General features: G+C 57.6%; 12 protein-coding genes. 1 reads left to right on the top strand and 11 read right to left on the bottom strand.

The features are described from left to right. Window positions 1-101: 101 nt before the first annotated feature. Genes AC0J41_RS13035 through AC0J41_RS13020 form a run of 4 tightly spaced genes read right to left on the bottom strand, consistent with a single transcriptional unit; the run spans window position 102 to window position 6,395 of the window. Window positions 102-1,058 carry a hypothetical protein gene (locus AC0J41_RS13035; RefSeq protein WP_473015849.1) on the bottom strand — a complete coding sequence of 319 codons (957 nt, stop codon included), beginning with the start codon at window positions 1,056-1,058 and terminating at the stop codon, window positions 102-104. Next, window positions 1,049-3,772: a toxin VasX gene (locus AC0J41_RS13030; RefSeq protein ID WP_473015848.1), complete on the bottom strand. Its 2,724-nt coding sequence runs from the start codon at window positions 3,770-3,772 to the stop codon at window positions 1,049-1,051. Before AC0J41_RS13030 ends, AC0J41_RS13035 begins: the two co-directional genes overlap by 10 nt. After that, window positions 3,772-4,344 (bottom strand): DUF4123 domain-containing protein, encoded by a 573-nt coding sequence (locus AC0J41_RS13025; RefSeq protein ID WP_424800296.1) that lies wholly within the window; start codon window positions 4,342-4,344, stop codon window positions 3,772-3,774. Before AC0J41_RS13025 ends, AC0J41_RS13030 begins: the two co-directional genes overlap by 1 nt. Beyond that, window positions 4,341-6,395, bottom strand: coding sequence for a type VI secretion system Vgr family protein (locus tag AC0J41_RS13020; RefSeq protein WP_473015847.1), 2,055 nt, complete (start codon window positions 6,393-6,395; stop codon window positions 4,341-4,343). Before AC0J41_RS13020 ends, AC0J41_RS13025 begins: the two co-directional genes overlap by 4 nt. Window positions 6,396-6,770: 375 nt before the next feature. Here AC0J41_RS13020 and AC0J41_RS13015 point away from each other — a divergent pair, with 375 nt between their 5' ends. Beyond that, window positions 6,771-8,072: an OprD family porin gene (locus AC0J41_RS13015; RefSeq protein WP_473015846.1), complete on the top strand. Its 1,302-nt coding sequence runs from the start codon at window positions 6,771-6,773 to the stop codon at window positions 8,070-8,072. Window positions 8,073-8,217: 145 nt separating this feature from the next. Here AC0J41_RS13015 and AC0J41_RS13010 read toward each other — a convergent pair whose 3' ends face one another. The 7 genes from AC0J41_RS13010 to AC0J41_RS12980 all read right to left on the bottom strand — a co-directional run bounded on the left by AC0J41_RS13010 (window position 8,218) and on the right by AC0J41_RS12980 (window position 15,987). Further along, window positions 8,218-8,838: a transglycosylase SLT domain-containing protein gene (locus tag AC0J41_RS13010; protein WP_025109584.1), complete on the bottom strand. Its 621-nt coding sequence runs from the start codon at window positions 8,836-8,838 to the stop codon at window positions 8,218-8,220. Window positions 8,839-8,881: 43 nt separating this feature from the next. Then, on the bottom strand, window positions 8,882-9,820 hold the full coding sequence (locus AC0J41_RS13005; protein WP_473015845.1) for a carbohydrate kinase family protein: 939 nt from the start codon (window positions 9,818-9,820) through the stop codon (window positions 8,882-8,884). A 13-nt stretch (window positions 9,821-9,833) separates the two neighbouring features. Continuing rightward, complete coding sequence (xylB, locus tag AC0J41_RS13000; protein WP_473015844.1) at window positions 9,834-11,330, bottom strand: xylulokinase; 1,497 nt, start codon at window positions 11,328-11,330, stop codon at window positions 9,834-9,836. A gap of 136 nt (window positions 11,331-11,466) precedes the next feature. Next, window positions 11,467-12,939, bottom strand: coding sequence for a mannitol dehydrogenase family protein (locus AC0J41_RS12995; RefSeq protein WP_473015843.1), 1,473 nt, complete (start codon window positions 12,937-12,939; stop codon window positions 11,467-11,469). Window positions 12,940-12,956: 17 nt separating this feature from the next. Continuing rightward, a complete protein-coding gene (locus tag AC0J41_RS12990) occupies window positions 12,957-14,060 on the bottom strand; it encodes an ABC transporter ATP-binding protein (RefSeq protein ID WP_025109588.1) in 1,104 nt (367 codons plus the stop codon). A gap of 161 nt (window positions 14,061-14,221) precedes the next feature. After that, window positions 14,222-15,052 carry a carbohydrate ABC transporter permease gene (locus AC0J41_RS12985; RefSeq protein ID WP_025109589.1) on the bottom strand — a complete coding sequence of 277 codons (831 nt, stop codon included), beginning with the start codon at window positions 15,050-15,052 and terminating at the stop codon, window positions 14,222-14,224. A gap of 8 nt (window positions 15,053-15,060) precedes the next feature. Then, window positions 15,061-15,987 carry a carbohydrate ABC transporter permease gene (locus AC0J41_RS12980; RefSeq protein ID WP_025109590.1) on the bottom strand — a complete coding sequence of 309 codons (927 nt, stop codon included), beginning with the start codon at window positions 15,985-15,987 and terminating at the stop codon, window positions 15,061-15,063. Window positions 15,988-16,094: the final 107 nt, after the last annotated feature.

The following is a 16,094-nucleotide window of genomic DNA, read 5'->3' as shown; positions in this document are numbered from 1 at the left end:
AGATGCTGGATTGGAAGGCGCCGGTTTGATTCGCAATTGACAGACGTAGACGCGGGTAGGGAGTGAGACTCGCCCGTGTTCAACGTAGCAAAGCCTCAGACTCAAACGGAAAGGCCGCGCTTGCGCTCTAAATCAATCAGTCTCGTGGTGGGGCCATCAGATCGTAGTCTTTCGGTAACAATTTCAGGCCAGCGATTACGTGAACGACGCTTTGCCCTCTCATATACAAATTCCTGGATCTTATTGGAAGGGTAAAAAATGATGTTGCTTATTAGCATTAGTGCGTCAGTGCCGGTAAGGAAATTTTTTCCGCCACTAGCTTCTTTTTTGTTTTTGATTATTTTTCGCCAGGCACTTAAATTTTCAGACTGCTTTAGATTTAATGCTAATTGGCTTTTCACAAACTCATCCGACTCGCTATGTTCTCCATTGTGGTCGAACCAAGGCCCATTGTTCATGTAGGAGCGAATGTATTCCCAGAATCCTTTTTGCATGTTTAATGATTTGCCTGCTGGGGTGCCTAGGCTGACCATGATTGAGTTTTCAGGCTCTCCCAGTCGTTTCATCAATACTTCGAGTGAAGCGTGTCGAATGTTACCAGAGTAGATACCTACAATCTCAAACTCGCAGGCAACGGCTTCTATTCCTCGCCATGGTGTGTGGTAAAGTTCGCCATCGTTATCGAAGTAAACTTCTTTCGTTCTTCGGTTGAAGATCACAGGAAGCGGCAGTGCTCGTCTCGCTTCAATAACAAACGGCACTATGAATAAAGGTATGCCTAGGATTAACATCCAAGCAACACCATCCCACTTGCCGAGCAGCGCCATCCACACTCCAATTATAAGTGCAATTAAGGCTGAAACTCCTCCAAGGAGTCCGCTGAGTAAGCCGCGGTTTTGGTCTGGGCCAGTTTTTAGCGATAAATAATTTTCTGTGTGTTCATCAGTTATAAAAAGTTCTAGAGGCTTCTGCCCTGTCGGCGTGTGTTCATTGAGAGTCTCCGCAGGGGCGTTGCCATATTTGGCGATTATTTTTTGCATTGCTTCTTTTAGAACCATGCTAGTTCCTTGATTTCGATGGGCGGTAACGTCATGCCTTCTAATGGGGAGTAAAAAAGCTGTCCATTAATATTGTTGATGGCTCTACCTTCGCGATCCAGGTGATACACGCGTCTATATGTTGCAACCCCTGGTTCTGTACTGACTCGCGTGCCAGTGTGTTTGTCAAAGCTACTACCAGTCCAGGAAACTTTCTCTCTTTTGCTTCCAAGTCCGAAAATGCCGCCCCAGACTTCTTCGCCTTCGAATCTAATAGTTGAGTCTTCGATTGCAGTTTTACCCGGCATTCTGAGGATTAAATACGTACTTTCTACCATCCCTTTGTATGGATTAAGTTCGCTCAAACGATAGGCGTCAAAACTGATAGGAAAAAGAATTTTATAGAGCTGAATCATGGTGTCTTTATAGCTGGTGGCCCAAGTGTCTGGGTTTACTCCGAAGCTAGTACCTTTCACCCATTTTTCCAAAGGTGTGTCTTGTGTGTACAGGCGTGCGATTACACCGCCGACAATAAGAATTGTCACGCCAAGAGCTTTGAATGCAAGGTGTGGGGCTTGACTCACCCCGCGTCCTATTGTTGCTGCATCACCCACAATAACAGCGGCCCGAGCAGCCCTGAGTACCCGGAACGTTTTTACGTATATTGAAAGGTTTGCTGCGGAAGCAACACTGAGTCCAGCATTTATTGCGGCTGTATCATAATCTGTAGCGGTATAAGCCTCGAATGCTTCAATGCCGTAAACTGCGATGTCAAAAGACGACACAATTGCCTGTAGAAGCGTTGTTTTCGTTGCTTGGCCTACGGCCTGCGTGAGTAATAATCGGGAGTTGACTGAGTCTGGTGCAGCTTCTTTTAAAAGGGACTCCCAATTAAGCTCCGCAATTTTTTGTGTGACGGCACTTGCTGCAGAAATTACTCCTGTTCCACCTCCAATTACATTTAATCCTGACTTTGCACTCGGTGTGCTTATAAAGTCTTTTACAGCCCATCCGAAGTTTATTGCTGCTGTCAATGTGACGAGGCACTTGATTGGAGCTTTTTTTAGTGTCGTCTTGTTGATGCTAAGTAAATTTTTTGGTTCGTTTTCTGGACTAACTAAATGTGCGATTGAGCCTAACCTTTCAGAAGGTTTTGCAGTGGAGGCAGGCGATAGTGAAAAGAAAGGTAATTTGTTTTCTAGTTCAGTGGGGAGGGCGGGTGGCTTATTAGGCTTGCTTGTTGGTGAGTCGCCTTCCATAAGAGTGGTAAGCCATTCTCCTATTTGACGATGACTTGCCTCTGTGACTTTCAAACTCTGACCGCTACGCCCCAGTGCGGAGGCCGCAAATAGTTTGCCTGCATCATCGATGTTGTTGGCTCCAGCATGAAAACTTGGGGCAATCGCTGGTGCTAATGCGATAAATAGTGCTTCTTTTACCTGCTCTGGATTTAATGCAGACAAATTTTCTGCAGTTTTATTGATTATTGTTGCAAGTGCAAGTGCGCGGCCGAATTTTGCAGCTTCTTTACTAATAGGGCCTGCATTGTCTTTTATGCCATCCCCGAGGTCGACCAGCGACTTCATGTCTGCGACTGCCATTCGTCTACCGAGACCCAGCATTGCCCAAATGAGCCAAGGTTGACCCGCTTCCTGCTTGTTTGGGTCTAGTGCTTTCGCTAATGCTTTAGCACTGAGGCTGCAACTGGATGGACCGAGGCAGGCCGCTGCAAAATGCGCCTCCAAATCTCCGCGAGCAATTCGGTCCTTGATTTCAAATTGACCGGCAGCAGTATCCAGCGTGGAGGGGCCCTTTCGTTGAAACGTATTCATCCAGTCGTTCCAGAGAAGCGAAAGAATACGTCGTGATTTAGAGTATTCTTCTTCCTCTTTATCTAATTCGGCCCAAGCCGTTTTAAGATCTCTGTACCGAGTAATCGTGGGCAGAAGGCTTTTTATCTGTGGATCATTGTCCGAGAGTGATTTGAGAACTCCTGCTACGGACCAATCATGCGCTCTAACTTTACGGCGAGTTTCGTATTCATCGTGTTGGATTCGAATCAAGCCCGCCAGGTCAATCCAAACGCCCCACGGATCATCGGTAATAACATACGCTTGTTGTTCGCAGCGTTTCATTTCGTCTAACATCGACGACCAATTAGGTTTGTTTTTTGTTTCAGGTGCGCAACTCCAATTGAAGCCGATAGGCTCCATATAGTCACCGATACTTTCGTGAATGCTGGCCGCTTTTCCGCTAGCGGGCGCGGCACCAGGCGTGAAGTTGCGCATGACCCTAGTGCGCACTTTGGCTTCGCCTTTCGCAGCAGAAAACTGGTTGTCGCTCCATTTGGAGGGGGACCACGAGATCATCGCGGGTGTTCCAGAGGGCAACATCAGGTAAGGCTTGGAAGATGCATCGAGTACTTTTCCGCCGCGAGCGGTCTCCTGCAGCATCGCTGATTTGACACTGAACTCAATCAGCTTTTCAGGAGATGACTGCCAAACGTACAGCCAACCATCGCGTAGTAGCCGCGCTGTGTAGTTCAGCGCCTTGTCGCGGGTGACTTCGTTTTTTTCTCCCAGTTCTGGAAATTTTCCATTCAGGGGAGGCAAATCGAACGCGCTAACGTCAATAGCGTGAGAAGGCCCAATCGCATAACGCAACGGCACAACGGCTGTAATCAAAGGGCACGCTGCGGGCTTCATGGCGAGTTTTTCTGTCGCTGCTTGAGTCATTACACCGCCTCCTGCGGAGTGTCTGTTTCTGTTGCCAGCGCTTGTAACAAAGGCCAGTCAAGTACGATCTGAGCGTCGATCCCGGTATCAGCGGGAGCCCCGTCAAGATCAGGGAAGTCATTGCACCATGCACGCTGCACGGTACCCTCATGGCGTATCCAGATGCTTTCTACTCCGAACCAAAAACCGGGCGGCCAGCTTGCTCCAGATAACCATGCCTGACGCAGTGGGAGGCCGTCCCCCAACCGTAACCAATATTCTTGGCGATCAGGAGAGTAGATTCGGATACGGCGCTGGAGGATTTTGAAAATTTCAACCATAGGTCTTTGGGTTTGTAGCCAGACCCCGTCATTAAGGTTCGGGTCGCCTTGCATCCAGTCGTTCCGAAGGACGCTATCCGCAGGAGCGTCAACGAGAATGGGGCCTGCTTCGGCTATCGGTGCGTAGGGTGTGGCCTGCAACAGTGGAGTGAAGCGGTGGCCGGGATACTTTTTTGGCACCCATTTCAACGCGTCATCAAACCTTGCGCCATCAATCAGAAGGAATCCTTGAGTGATAGAAGAAGCAGTCATTGTGCCGCTCCTTTGGCTGCTTTAGCTGCCTCACAAACCTCACATACACCAGAGCGGGTGCGACGGAACAAGATGTTTTGTTTTATCAATGCCAGAAGTGGCAACCCAGGTTTGTCTACATCAGCGATTTTCAGTATTCCCGGTAATAGCGGGGCCGCAGGCGTACCGACGCCAGGCGCCCCACCGGTATTGATCTTCACCTCAGCCCCGCTGATGGTCACCCCACCCGCATCCACTTTCACAAAGCTCCCACCAGCCTTGGCCGTGAGTTCCATACCTCCCTCAACCACCACCTTGTCACCCGCGTGATAGTGAATCTCGGTCCCAGCCTCGACAAATTGCGCCGTACCGACCTTCACATGCTGCGTCACGCCCACCGTCAGGTGATCATCTGCGCGCATCTCGCTGATGCGATCCAGATGGGTAATCCGGTGTTCCTCGACCTTGAATTCGCTCAGGGTGTTGGCCTCAACCGTGTCATGCCGCTCATTGCCCACGCGGATCTTCTGGTCGTGCTCGATGTTCTCGTCCCAGTCGCGCTGAGCGTGGATGTAGATCTGCTCGACGCCCTTTTTGTCTTCGATGCGGAACTCGTTGTAGCCCTTGCCGCCCGGTGAGCTCAGGGTCTTGAAGGTGCTGCGGGTCTTGTTGGCCGGCAGGTCGTAGGGGACGACGTTTTCCTTGTGGTACAGGCAGCCGGTGACGAGTGGCTGGTCGGGGTCGCCTTCGAGGAAGGTGACGAGGACTTCCATGCCGATGCGCGGGATGGCGATGCCGCCGTAGGCGGCGCCGGCCCAGCCGCTGGCGACGCGCAGCCAGCAGGTGGTTTTGTCGTCGGCCTGACCGTCGCGGTCCCAGTGGAACTGGACCTTGATGCGGCCGTACTGGTCGCAGTGGATTTCTTCACCTTTAGGGCCGGTGACGACGGCGGTCTGGCTGCCGAGGACTTTGGGTTTCGGGTGTTCAAGGGCAGGGCGGTAGTGCGCGTCCCATGGGGTGGCGAGGAAGCTGTTGCGGTAGCCCTGGTGGAAATCGCTTTTGTTGTCGGTGACGTCGCTGGTGACGTTTTCGCCGAGTACCTGCGGTTGTTTGCCTTCGTGGAATACTTCCAGCAGCAGCCACAAGTCGTTCCATTCGCCGCGCGGGTGTTCGGCCAGGGTCAGGAAGTGGCCGCTGGTCAGGGTCGGTTCATCACCTTTGCCTTCGGCGAGTTTGTAGTCGCTGCGATGGCGTTCGAGGGCGCGGGTCGAGAGGAATTTACCGCGCTCGCGGGTGGTGAAGCGGCCGGGGTAATCGTAGTCTTCGAGGTCCGGGGCGAACTCGGACTTGACCGCGCCTTCGGGCAGGATCTTCGGTTTTTCGAAGTCGTAATCACGGCGGCTGACGCGGGTGGTGCGGGTTTCCAGGCGCAGGTTGAAGCGTTTGATCACCGGTTTGTCGGCGCTCATGCCGGAGTCTTGCTGGTAGCTCACGGCCTTGAGTTTGCGGAACACCGTCTGATCGTCGCCGAACACCAGTTTGTGGCCGCTGCTGCTGTGCTGGAAATGGAAGTGGATGCCTTCCTCTTCGCACAGGCGCTGGATGAAGTGCAGGTCGGACTCGTCGTACTGCACGCAGTAATCGCGTTGCGGGTACTCGGCGCCAAGCTGGAAGCTGTAGGCGTCGGCCAGAATGCCGCGATCCTCCAGCACCTGGGCGATGATCTTCGGTACGGTGAGATTCTGGAAAATCTGCTGGTCATGGTTGTGCTGCAGATAAGCCAGCTGCGGTACCAGACTGATGCTGTAACGGGTCAGGGTCTTGCCGGAATCGCCTTGCTCGATGCGGTACACCAGGCCGTGGATCTTGCCTTCGCCGGTGGCGCCAAAAGTCAGTACGCCGGGCTTGTGCAGCAGCTCTTCGAGTTTGAGGTCGGGGCGGGCGCTGACCAGTTCGAGGTCGAAACGGAAGGGCTCATTGAGGGCTTCGCGACCGGTGAAGCTCAGCACTTGCAGGTCGGCGGAGGCGCCTTCGAGCGTAAGGGTAATGTGGGTAGCGTTGGCGTCCAGCATGCCTTGAATTCCGTCCGTTGAATAAGCAGGTGACGGATGATGGAGGATTAAACCGCCTCGTTCAAGGCGCAAATGCCGTAGGCACGGGCTCCGCGGCGCATGGGGGAAACCCTTAGGCAGGTGGTTTGGCCTAATGAAACCGGGCACTTCGCCGTCTCGAACCACTGGTTGACGCGCGGCTTGAGCCCATCTCGGGCTGAAGAATAGCCGGTCAGTTTCAGACTAAAGTCGCCTTCAACCCGTCAAAGCCATCTGCCATCATTGCCCCTCACCCCTGCGTGTCCACTTCTTCCCGGCTCTTTATTGACCCGGGACGGGAGCTATTTTTCTGGCTAACTGCGCCCCGGCGCAAACGCTGTACTGTTGGAGTTTTTCATGCGTCCCCCATTTCCCCTCATCACCCCGCGCCAGTCGTTTGGCTTCGGAGCCGTTGTGCTGTGCGCAGGTTTTGCCGCACAGGCTCAGGCCAGTGGTTTTCTCGAAGACACCACGGCGAAAATCGAATCGCGCACGGTGTATTTCAACCGCGATTTCCGTGATGGGCACACCGCCAGCGATCAGGGCGCTTCCAAGCGTGAAGAGTCGGCGCAGGGTTTCATTCTCAATCTGCAATCGGGCTACACCGAAGGCACGGTCGGCTTCGGTCTCGATGCGCTGGGCATGCTCGGTTTTCAACTCGATTCCAGCCCCGATCGCAGCAACAGTGGCTTGCTGCCGTCCAGCGGCGAGAACCCGCGCGGCTCCAAGGGCCAGTACGCGAAAATGGGCCTGACCGCCAAGGTCAAGGTCTCGGACACGGTGTTGAAGTACGGTGCGCTGCTGCCGGATCTGCCGCTGCTCAAGTACAACGACGGTCGTCTGCTGCCGACCATGTTCAACGGCGCCATGCTGACCTCCAAAGAGGTCAAGGACCTGACCTTCATGGCGGCGCGCCTGGACAAGTACACCGCGCGCGATTCCACTGATTCGCAAGACATCCGCGTGCACTGCAAGAACAAGCGCTACGCCTGCAACACCACCGCCGACCATTTCGACATGTACGGCTTCGACTACAAGATCAACGATCGCCTGACCGCGCAGTATCACTACGCGGAACTGGAAGACATCTACCGCCAGCACTTCATTGGTGTGCTCGGCAATCAGCCGTTGGGCGACGGTGTGCTGAAGGCCGATCTGCGCGTGATCAAGAGTGCCGACAGCGGCGCCGAGCGAGCCGGTTCGATCGACAACCGTGCGTTGAGCGGCATGCTTTCGTACGGCATCAGCGGCCACACCTTCAGCGCCGGCTGGCAGCGCATGAACGGCGATAATTCGATGCCGTACCTCGATGGCAGCAATCCGTATCTGGTCAACTACGTGCAGGTCAACGACTTCGCGGCGGCGCAGGAGCGCTCCTGGCAACTGCGTTACGACTATGACTTCAAGGCCATCGGCATCAATGGCCTGAGTTTCCTGACCCGCTATGTGAACGGTGACCATATCAAGGTCCCGGGCAGCGATCAGGCAGGCAAAGAGTGGGAACGCGACAGCGAGCTGAAGTACGTGATCCAGACGGGCACGTTCAAGGATGTCAGCCTGCGCCTGCGCAACGCGACTTACCGCACCAACTATGAGAAGTTTGCGCGGGATGTGGATGAGACCCGGTTGATTGTGAGTTACAACTTTTCGGTGTTGTAACCCATAGAACTGTGGCGCCAGATCAATTACTTTCGCGAGCAGGCTCGCTCCCACAGGGGGACCTTCAGTGGACACAGGCTATGTGTCCGACGCAGATCTCAATGTGGGAGCGAGCCTGCTCGCGAAGGCGTCTTTGCAGTCAGCGCTACAACCAATGCCAGAACCGGCTCCAGAAGCCGCGATTCAGGTCTTCCTTGCACCCGGCATACTGCCGCGCATACACGTCGGACCGCGCCTGCACCTTGCGTGCAGTAGGCATCAGCCAGGCCTTGCCGGCGTAGGTCTTGTTGCGGAAACCACCCCAGCCTTCGTGGTAGTTGAGGTACTGGTTATAGGCGTCGTATTTGTACACGCCGTTGATCGAGGTGGTCTTGTCCATGTACCAGCCAACGAAGTCGATAGCGTCGTCGAAGTCTTCGCGGTCGGCACCGTGTCGGCCGGTGCTTTTCTGGTAATCGGACCACACTTCATCCTTGGCCTGCGCGTATCCCGATGCCGTTGTAACCCGACCCCACGGGATCACCCACAACAGGTATTTGCGTGGCGTCTTGGCGTCGTAACGATAGCCGGACTCTTGATACATGATCGCGAAGGGTACCTGGATCGGGACGCCCCAGCGCTTCTGCGTGACTTGTGCCGCGTCGTACCAATCGCTTTTCTCGCGGAAGATTTCGCAGATGTCTTCAGGCGAGCGGGGCGGCGAGGTGCCGCAGCCGCTGAGTAATCCCGCCAGTATCAAAAGTCCCGCCGTGCGCCCCGAAATCAAACCGTCATCCCCATGCGTGCAAAAAGGGCGACAGTCTACGCGCTCAGTTCAACTGGTGACGATAGGGCAAATCCGGACCGGTCTTGCTGCACGTAAGGGCGGCCGCCTGTACGGCAAACCTGAGCATCGCGTCGATCTGCTCGCGGCTGAGTTGTTGCACACCCTCAACCGAGTCCAGCCCTTGCTCGGTCAGCCAAGTGATCAATGCCGCCTGGAAGGTATCGCCAGCACCGACGGTATCGGCGATCTTCACTGAACACGCTGGCACCGACCACGAACCATGCGCGCGGCTGAATGCGGTCGCGCCTTCACCGCCACGGGTCAGGAACACCACCTGGCAGCGATGCTGCAGCCAGCCTTCGATGACCCGCTGTGGGTCTTGCTCGGGGTACAGCAGGCTCAGGTCTTCATCGCTGACCTTGATCATGTCGGCCAGTTGCACCACGGCCGCCACGCGCTCGCGCCACAGGTCGATGTTCGGCTCGGGGTTGAGGCGCACGTTAGGGTCGAGGGTGATCAGGCGCTTGCCGCTTTCGCGCTGCACCAGGGTCAACAGGGTGTCGGCAATCGGCTGCACCACCAGCGAGAACGAGCCGATGTGCAGACCGCGCACTTGCGCGTCCAACTGTGGCAGATGCGCAACACTCAACTGGCGATCAGCGCAGCCTTCACCGCGAAAGCTGTAGTGCGGCGAGCCATTGGCGCCGACCGCGACCATCGCCAGGGTGGTGGGCGCGGCGAAGTCCACCAGGTAGTCCGGGCGCACACCTTCTTCGCGCAACACTTGCTGCAAACGCCGGCCCAGATAATCCGTGGACAGCCCGGCAAACAGCGCTGAATCCACACCCAAGCGGCGCAGACCGACGGCGACGTTGAACGGCGAGCCGCCGGCAATCGCCTTGAAATTCACTTTTGAGGCCAGACCGCTGGCATCGTCTTCGCTGAAGAAATCGAACAGGGCTTCGCCACACACCAAATACATAATTGTTTGCTCTTTATAGGGTTGCGACATGCTGTTGATAGCGTTCATAGGCCTGCTGGAACGCCGCGACATTGGCGGCAATCGGCAGGGTTTCACTGCTCAGATCAAGCTTCACGCAGCGTTCGCACAGGGTCGAAAGGGTGTCTTCGTGGCCGTTCGACCATGACTTGCACCATGCTGCCTGAATCGCGGCGCCAAGGGCTGCAGCTTCGCTTTGTTCGGTGCAGATCACTGGGGTGTTCATGATGTCGGCGACGATCTGCCGCCACACCGCGCTGTTGGAGCCGCCGCCGATCAGGCAAATGCTGCGGCTTTGTAAACCATTGTGGCGCAACAGATCCAGTCCATAACGCAAACCGAACGTGGTGCCTTCGACCACGGCGCGACACAAGTTGGCCTGGGTCAGGTTGCTCAGGGTCAGGCCGTGCAGGCTGCCGGTGGCATGGGGCAGGGCGGGGACACGCTCGCCATTGAAGAACGGCAGCATGCTCACGCCTTCGGCGCCGATGGGCGCTTGGGCGACGAGGTCGTTGAACTGTTCGAGATCAAGTTCGAACAGTTCGCGGATCGCACCGGTGGCGTTGGTCAGGTTCATGGTACAGATCAAAGGCAGCCAGCCACCGCTGGAGGAGCAGAACGTCGCGACCGAGGCGTCCGGGCTGACCTTCGGTGTCTCGGCGTAGGCATACACCGTGCCGGAGGAGCCGAGGCTCATGGTGATCGCTCCCGGCTGGATGTTGCCGGTGCCGATTGCGCCCATCATGTTGTCGCCACCGCCGCTGGCGACCAATGCATTCGGGTTGAGGCCGAGCTGTTCGGCAATCGCCGGTAGCAGGGTGCCGACCGCCTGATGCGCATCGATCAGCTCCGGCAACGCAGCTTGCAGGCGCCCCGTGGCGTCGATGTCGCGCAATAGTTGCAGGTCCCACTGACGGCTGCGCACGTTGAAATAACCGGTGCCAGAGGCGTCGCCGTACTCGCTGCAGGCGCGGCCGGTGAGCCAGAAGTTCAGATAGTCGTGGGGCAGCAGGATGCGTGCGATTCGCGAGAACAGCGCCGGGTGTTGTTCCTTGGTCCACAGCAGTTTGGACACGGTGTAGCCCGGCGCGATGACCACGCCGAGGCGCTCCAGCGAACCTTTTTCGCCGCCCAGGTGTTTGAGCAATCGGTCGTTCTCGTCAGCGGTTTCGGTGTCGCACCACAGCTTGGCCGGGCGCAGCACCTGGCCCTGTTCGTCGAGCAGGACCAGACCGTGTTGCTGGCCTGAGACGCCGATGCCGAGGATCGCCTGACCGTCGACATGGGCCGCGAGCAAGGCGCGGTGAGTGGCGAGCGCGAAGGCGTCCAGCCACTGTTGAGTGTCTTGTTCGCGGCGGCCGTTGGCGCTGCTGATCATCGTGTGCGCAGCGGCGCCCTGGCCGAGCACCTCGCCGCTGATGGCATCGAGGATGATCGCCTTGGTGCCCTGGGTGCCGCAGTCGATGCCGAGGAAGAGTTGTCGGGTTGTCACAGTGAGGTCCTCAGGGTGTCAGGTCTGCCAATATGAGGCCGCCATTCGCGAGCAGGCTCGCTCCCAACAATTTGCAATGCGTTCCCCTGTGGGAGCGGGCTTGCTCGCGAAGGCGTCAGTCGTCTCAGCGCTGGACTCAGGCCAACACCCGCTCCAAAGTGCGCGTCACACCCACCTCCCGCAAGCTGTTGCAGCACCACTCGAACGCCGCAACAAACTCCGCCGAACGTGGAATCGCCGTGCCGAAAATCTCCTCAACCGCCAGCAAACGCTGGGTGATCAACGCATCATCAGCCACCAGCCCCTGACAAAACGCCGCGCGTGGATCGGGAATCGCATAGGCGTCGCCATTCTCGTCCACACCTTTGAGGTACAACGCCCAAGCCGCCACCACCAGCGCCGCGCGTTTGGTCTCACGGCCATCGGCAATCAAGCGATTGATCGTCGGAATAGTGAACTTGGGAAACTTCGACGAGCCGTCCGAACACACCCGTTCCAGTTGATCGGCAATCGCCTGATTGGAGAAACGCGCCACCAACGTGTCTTTGTAGTCGGTCAGGTCGATGCCTGGCACCGGCGCCAGTTGCGGGGTGACGTCGAGGTCCATATAGGCGCGCATGTAGCGCACGAACAGCGGGTCGTTCATGGTTTCGTGGACGAAACGATAGCCCTTCAGAAAGCCCAGGTAGGTCAGCGCCAGGTGGCTGCCGTTGAGCAATTTGATCTTCATTTCTTCGTACGGCGAAACGTCATCGGTGAACTGCACGCCGACCTGTTCCCAGGCCGGGCGACCGTTGACGAATTTGTCTTCCAGCACCCACTGCACAAACGGCTCGCAGACCACCGGCCAGGCATCGTCCACCGCGTGTTTGTCGGCCAGTTGCAGGCGATGCGCGGTGCTGGTCATCGGCGTGATGCGGTCGACCATGGCGTTGGGGAAGCTGACGTTCTGCTCGATCCAGTCGCGCAACCCCGCGTTGCGCAGGGTGGCGAAGGCCAGCAGCGCCTTGCGGGTCACTGCGCCGTTGTGCGGCAGGTTATCGCAGGACATGATCGTGAACGCCGGAGTGCCTGCGCCACGGCGCTTTTCCAGCGCTGCGCAGAGAAAGCCGAACACGGTTGTCGGTGTGTCCGGGTGCCTGAGGTCGTGCTGGATTTGCGGCAGGTGCGCCATGAACTCGCCGTTGCTGTCGTCGATGCAGTAACCGCCCTCGGTGATGGTCAGCGAGACGATGCGGACCTGCGGATCGGCGAGTTTGTCGATCAACGCCTGTGCGCCGTCTTCGGCCAGGAGCATGTTGCGAATCGCGCCGATCACGCGGACTTCGGTGTTATCGCTGTCGCCGAGTTCGAACAGGGTGAACAGGTAGTCCTGCTCCTTGAGGTCGTCGCGGGCGCGACGGTCTTCAGCGCGCAGGCCAACTCCGCAAATCGCCCAGTCCAGTGCCTGGCCGGTATTCATCAGCGCATCGGTGTAATACGCCTGATGCGCGCGGTGGAAGCCGCCGACGCCAATGTGTGCAATGCCTTGGCGGGTATCGCCGAGGCTATAAGCCGGCAGTTGCACCTCGGGAGCGAGGCGGTGCAGGTTGTGTCTGTTCAGTTTCATCGGGCAAGTCTCGCAATTCAGGCCGCGGCGCGCAGCGGGCGGGTCAGCGCCACGCCGTCAGCGTCGAACAGGTGGCAATGGCTGGCGTCCAGGTGCAGGTTCAGTTGTTCGCCGTAGCGGCTCGCCAGATCCCCGCGCACGCGCATGGTCAAGGCTTCGCCGGCGTTGGTGGTGACGTGGCAGAAGGTGTCGCTGCCCAGCCGTTCGCTGACGTCGGCGGTGACTTGCAGGGTGCAGTCGCCCGGTTGAGCCAGTTCCAGATGTTCCGGGCGAATGCCCAGGGTCACGGCGCTGCCAACGCTAAGGTTTGCCGCGTTGAACGGCAGGGTGATGCGCGTTCCGGCATCCAGCGAGACTTCGCAGCTCTGGCCATCGACACGAGCGATCTGACCCTTGAGGAAACCCATTTTCGGTGTGCCGAGGAACCCGGCGACGAACAGGTTGGCCGGGTTGTGATAGAGGTCCAGCGGCGAGCCGACCTGTTCGATCTTGCCGCCATTGAGCACCACGACCTTGTCGGCCATGGTCATCGCTTCCACCTGGTCGTGGGTCACGTAGATCATGGTCGCCTGCAGGTCCTTGTGCAGGCGCAGCAGCTCCAGACGCATCTGTACCCGTAACGCGGCGTCGAGGTTGGACAGCGGTTCGTCGAACAGGAAGATCTTCGGATTGCGCACGATCGCCCGGCCGATGGCGACACGCTGGCGCTGCCCTCCGGACAATTGCTTTGGCTTGCGCTCCAGCATCGGCCCGAGTTCGAGAATGCGCGCCGCTTCGCCGACTTTTTTCTCGACTTCGGCTTTCGGCACGCCCGCCAGATCAAGAGCGAACGACATGTTTTTCTTCACGGTCATGTGCGGGTACAGCGCGTAGGTCTGGAACACCATCGCCAGATCGCGCTTGGCAGGGCTGACCTCGGTAATGTCGCGGCCATCGAGTTCGATGGTGCCGCCGCTGACTTCTTCCAGGCCGGCAATCAAGCGCAGCAGGGTAGATTTGCCACAGCCCGATGGACCGACGAAGACCACGAATTCCTTGTCGTTCACCTCAAGGTCGATGCCCTTGATGATGGAGAAGCCTTCGAAGCCTTTTTGCAGATTCTTGATTTTCAGGTTGGCCATGAGGGGCCTCCGCTTAAGTTATTTCAATTGCGCCGGGCAGGTTTTTGGCGGGAGCGGGCGTGCTCGCGAAGGGGCCGTGTCAGTCACCAGTATTGTTGGATGACACTCCGTTTTCGCGAGCAAGCCCGTTCCCACAGGGGAGAGTGTTGAATGGGCGATTTTCATTTCACGGCGCCGAAGGAGAGGCCGCGCACCAGCTGTTTCTGGCTGATCCAGCCAAAGATCAGGATCGGCGCGCAGGCCAGGGTCGAAACCGCCGACAACTTGGCCCAGAACAAGCCTTCGGGGCTTGAGTAGGAGGCGATCAGTGCGGTCAGTGGCGCCGCCTTCGAGGAGGTCAGGTTCAGCGACCAGAACGCCTCGTTCCAGCACAGGATCAGCGACAGCAGTACGGTCGAGGCCAAGCCACCCTTGGCGATTGGCAACAGCACGCGAACCATTTCCTGCCACAGGGTGGCGCCGTCCAGGCGTGCGGCTTCGAGGATGTCCTTGGGGATGTCCTTGAAGTAGGTGTAAACCATCCAGACCACGATCGGCAGGTTGATCAGGGTGTAGATCACGATCAGCGCGATGCGTGTATCGAGCAGGCCAAAGCTTTTCGCCAGCAGATAGATCGGCATCAGCACGCCCACCGGCGGCAGCATCTTGGTCGAGAGCATCCACAGCAGCGTGCCTTTGGTGCGCTGGGTTTCGTAGAACGCCATCGAGTAGGCGGCGGGCACCGCGATCAGCAGGCACAGCGCTGTAGCGCTGAACGAAATCACCACCGAGTTCCAGGCAAAACTGAAGTAGTCGCTGCGCTCGTTGATGTGCAGGTAATTCTCCAGCGTTGGCGTGAAGATGAACTGCGGCGGCGTGGCGAACGCATCGATTTCGGTCTTGAAACTGGTCATCACCATCCAGAAGATCGGGAAGAAAATGATGATCGCGATAGCCCAGGCCAGGGTGCCGAGCAGCAGGCTTTGCAGCCGGCGGGATTGTTGAAGAGTCATGGCGGGCCTCAGGCTTTGTCAGTCAGGTTTTTGCCGATCATCCGCACCAGAATGATCGCGGCGATGTTGGCGATGACCACGGCTATCAGGCCACCGGCCGAGGCCATGCCGACGTCGAACTGCACCAGCGCCTGGTTGTAGATCAGGTAGGCGAGGTTGGTCGAGGCGTAACCGGGGCCGCCGTTGGTGGTGGTGAAAATCTCGGCGAACACCGACAGCAGGAAGATCGTTTCGATCATCACCACCACGGCAATTGGCCGCGCCAGGTGCGGCAGGGTCAGGTGCCAGAAGATCGCAACGGGGCCGGCGCCGTCCAGGCGGGCGGCTTCTTTCTGTTCCTGATCGAGGGACTGCATGGCGGTCATCAGAATCAGGATCGCGAAGGGCAGCCATTGCCACGAGACAATGATGATGATCGACAGCAGCGGGTAATGCGCGAGCCAGTCCACCGGCTCGGCGCCGAACAGCCGCCAGACGTAGGCGAGGATTCCCGAGACCGGATGGAAAATCAGGTTCTTCCAGATCAACGCTCCCACCGTGGGCATGATGAAGAACGGCGAGATCAGCATCACCCGCACGATGCCGCGGCCGAGAAACTCACTGGCCTCAAGCAACGCACTGATCAGCACGCCGAACACCACGCTGATCAGCAGCACGCTGCCGACCAGCAGCAAGGTGTTGGTGGCGCCGGGCAGGAAGCCGGAGTCGGTAAGGAAGTAGGTGAAGTTCTCCAGCCCGACGAATTCGTTCACCCCCGGATCGAGCAGGTTGTAGCGAATCATCGAGAAGTAGATGGTCATGCCCAGCGGTACGATCATCCACAGCAGCAACAGGGCCACCGAAGGGCTGACCAGAAACCAGCCCGGGTTGGCCACACGGCTTTTGCGCTGGGGCCGGGACAGGTCGATGTGGGCTTTGGCAGTTGAAGTATTCATGGCAATCACAACCGAGTCATACAGACCTATGGAGATCCCCTGTGGGAGCGGGCTTGCTCGCGAAAGCGGTGGGTCAGTGTCATGTGTATTGGCTGACACGACGCCTT

The organism is Pseudomonas sp. Arb-4-2C (assembly GCF_055755015.1).
The sequence above is the reverse complement of the archived record's forward strand: the minus strand, read 5'-3'. Positions and strand labels throughout refer to the sequence as shown.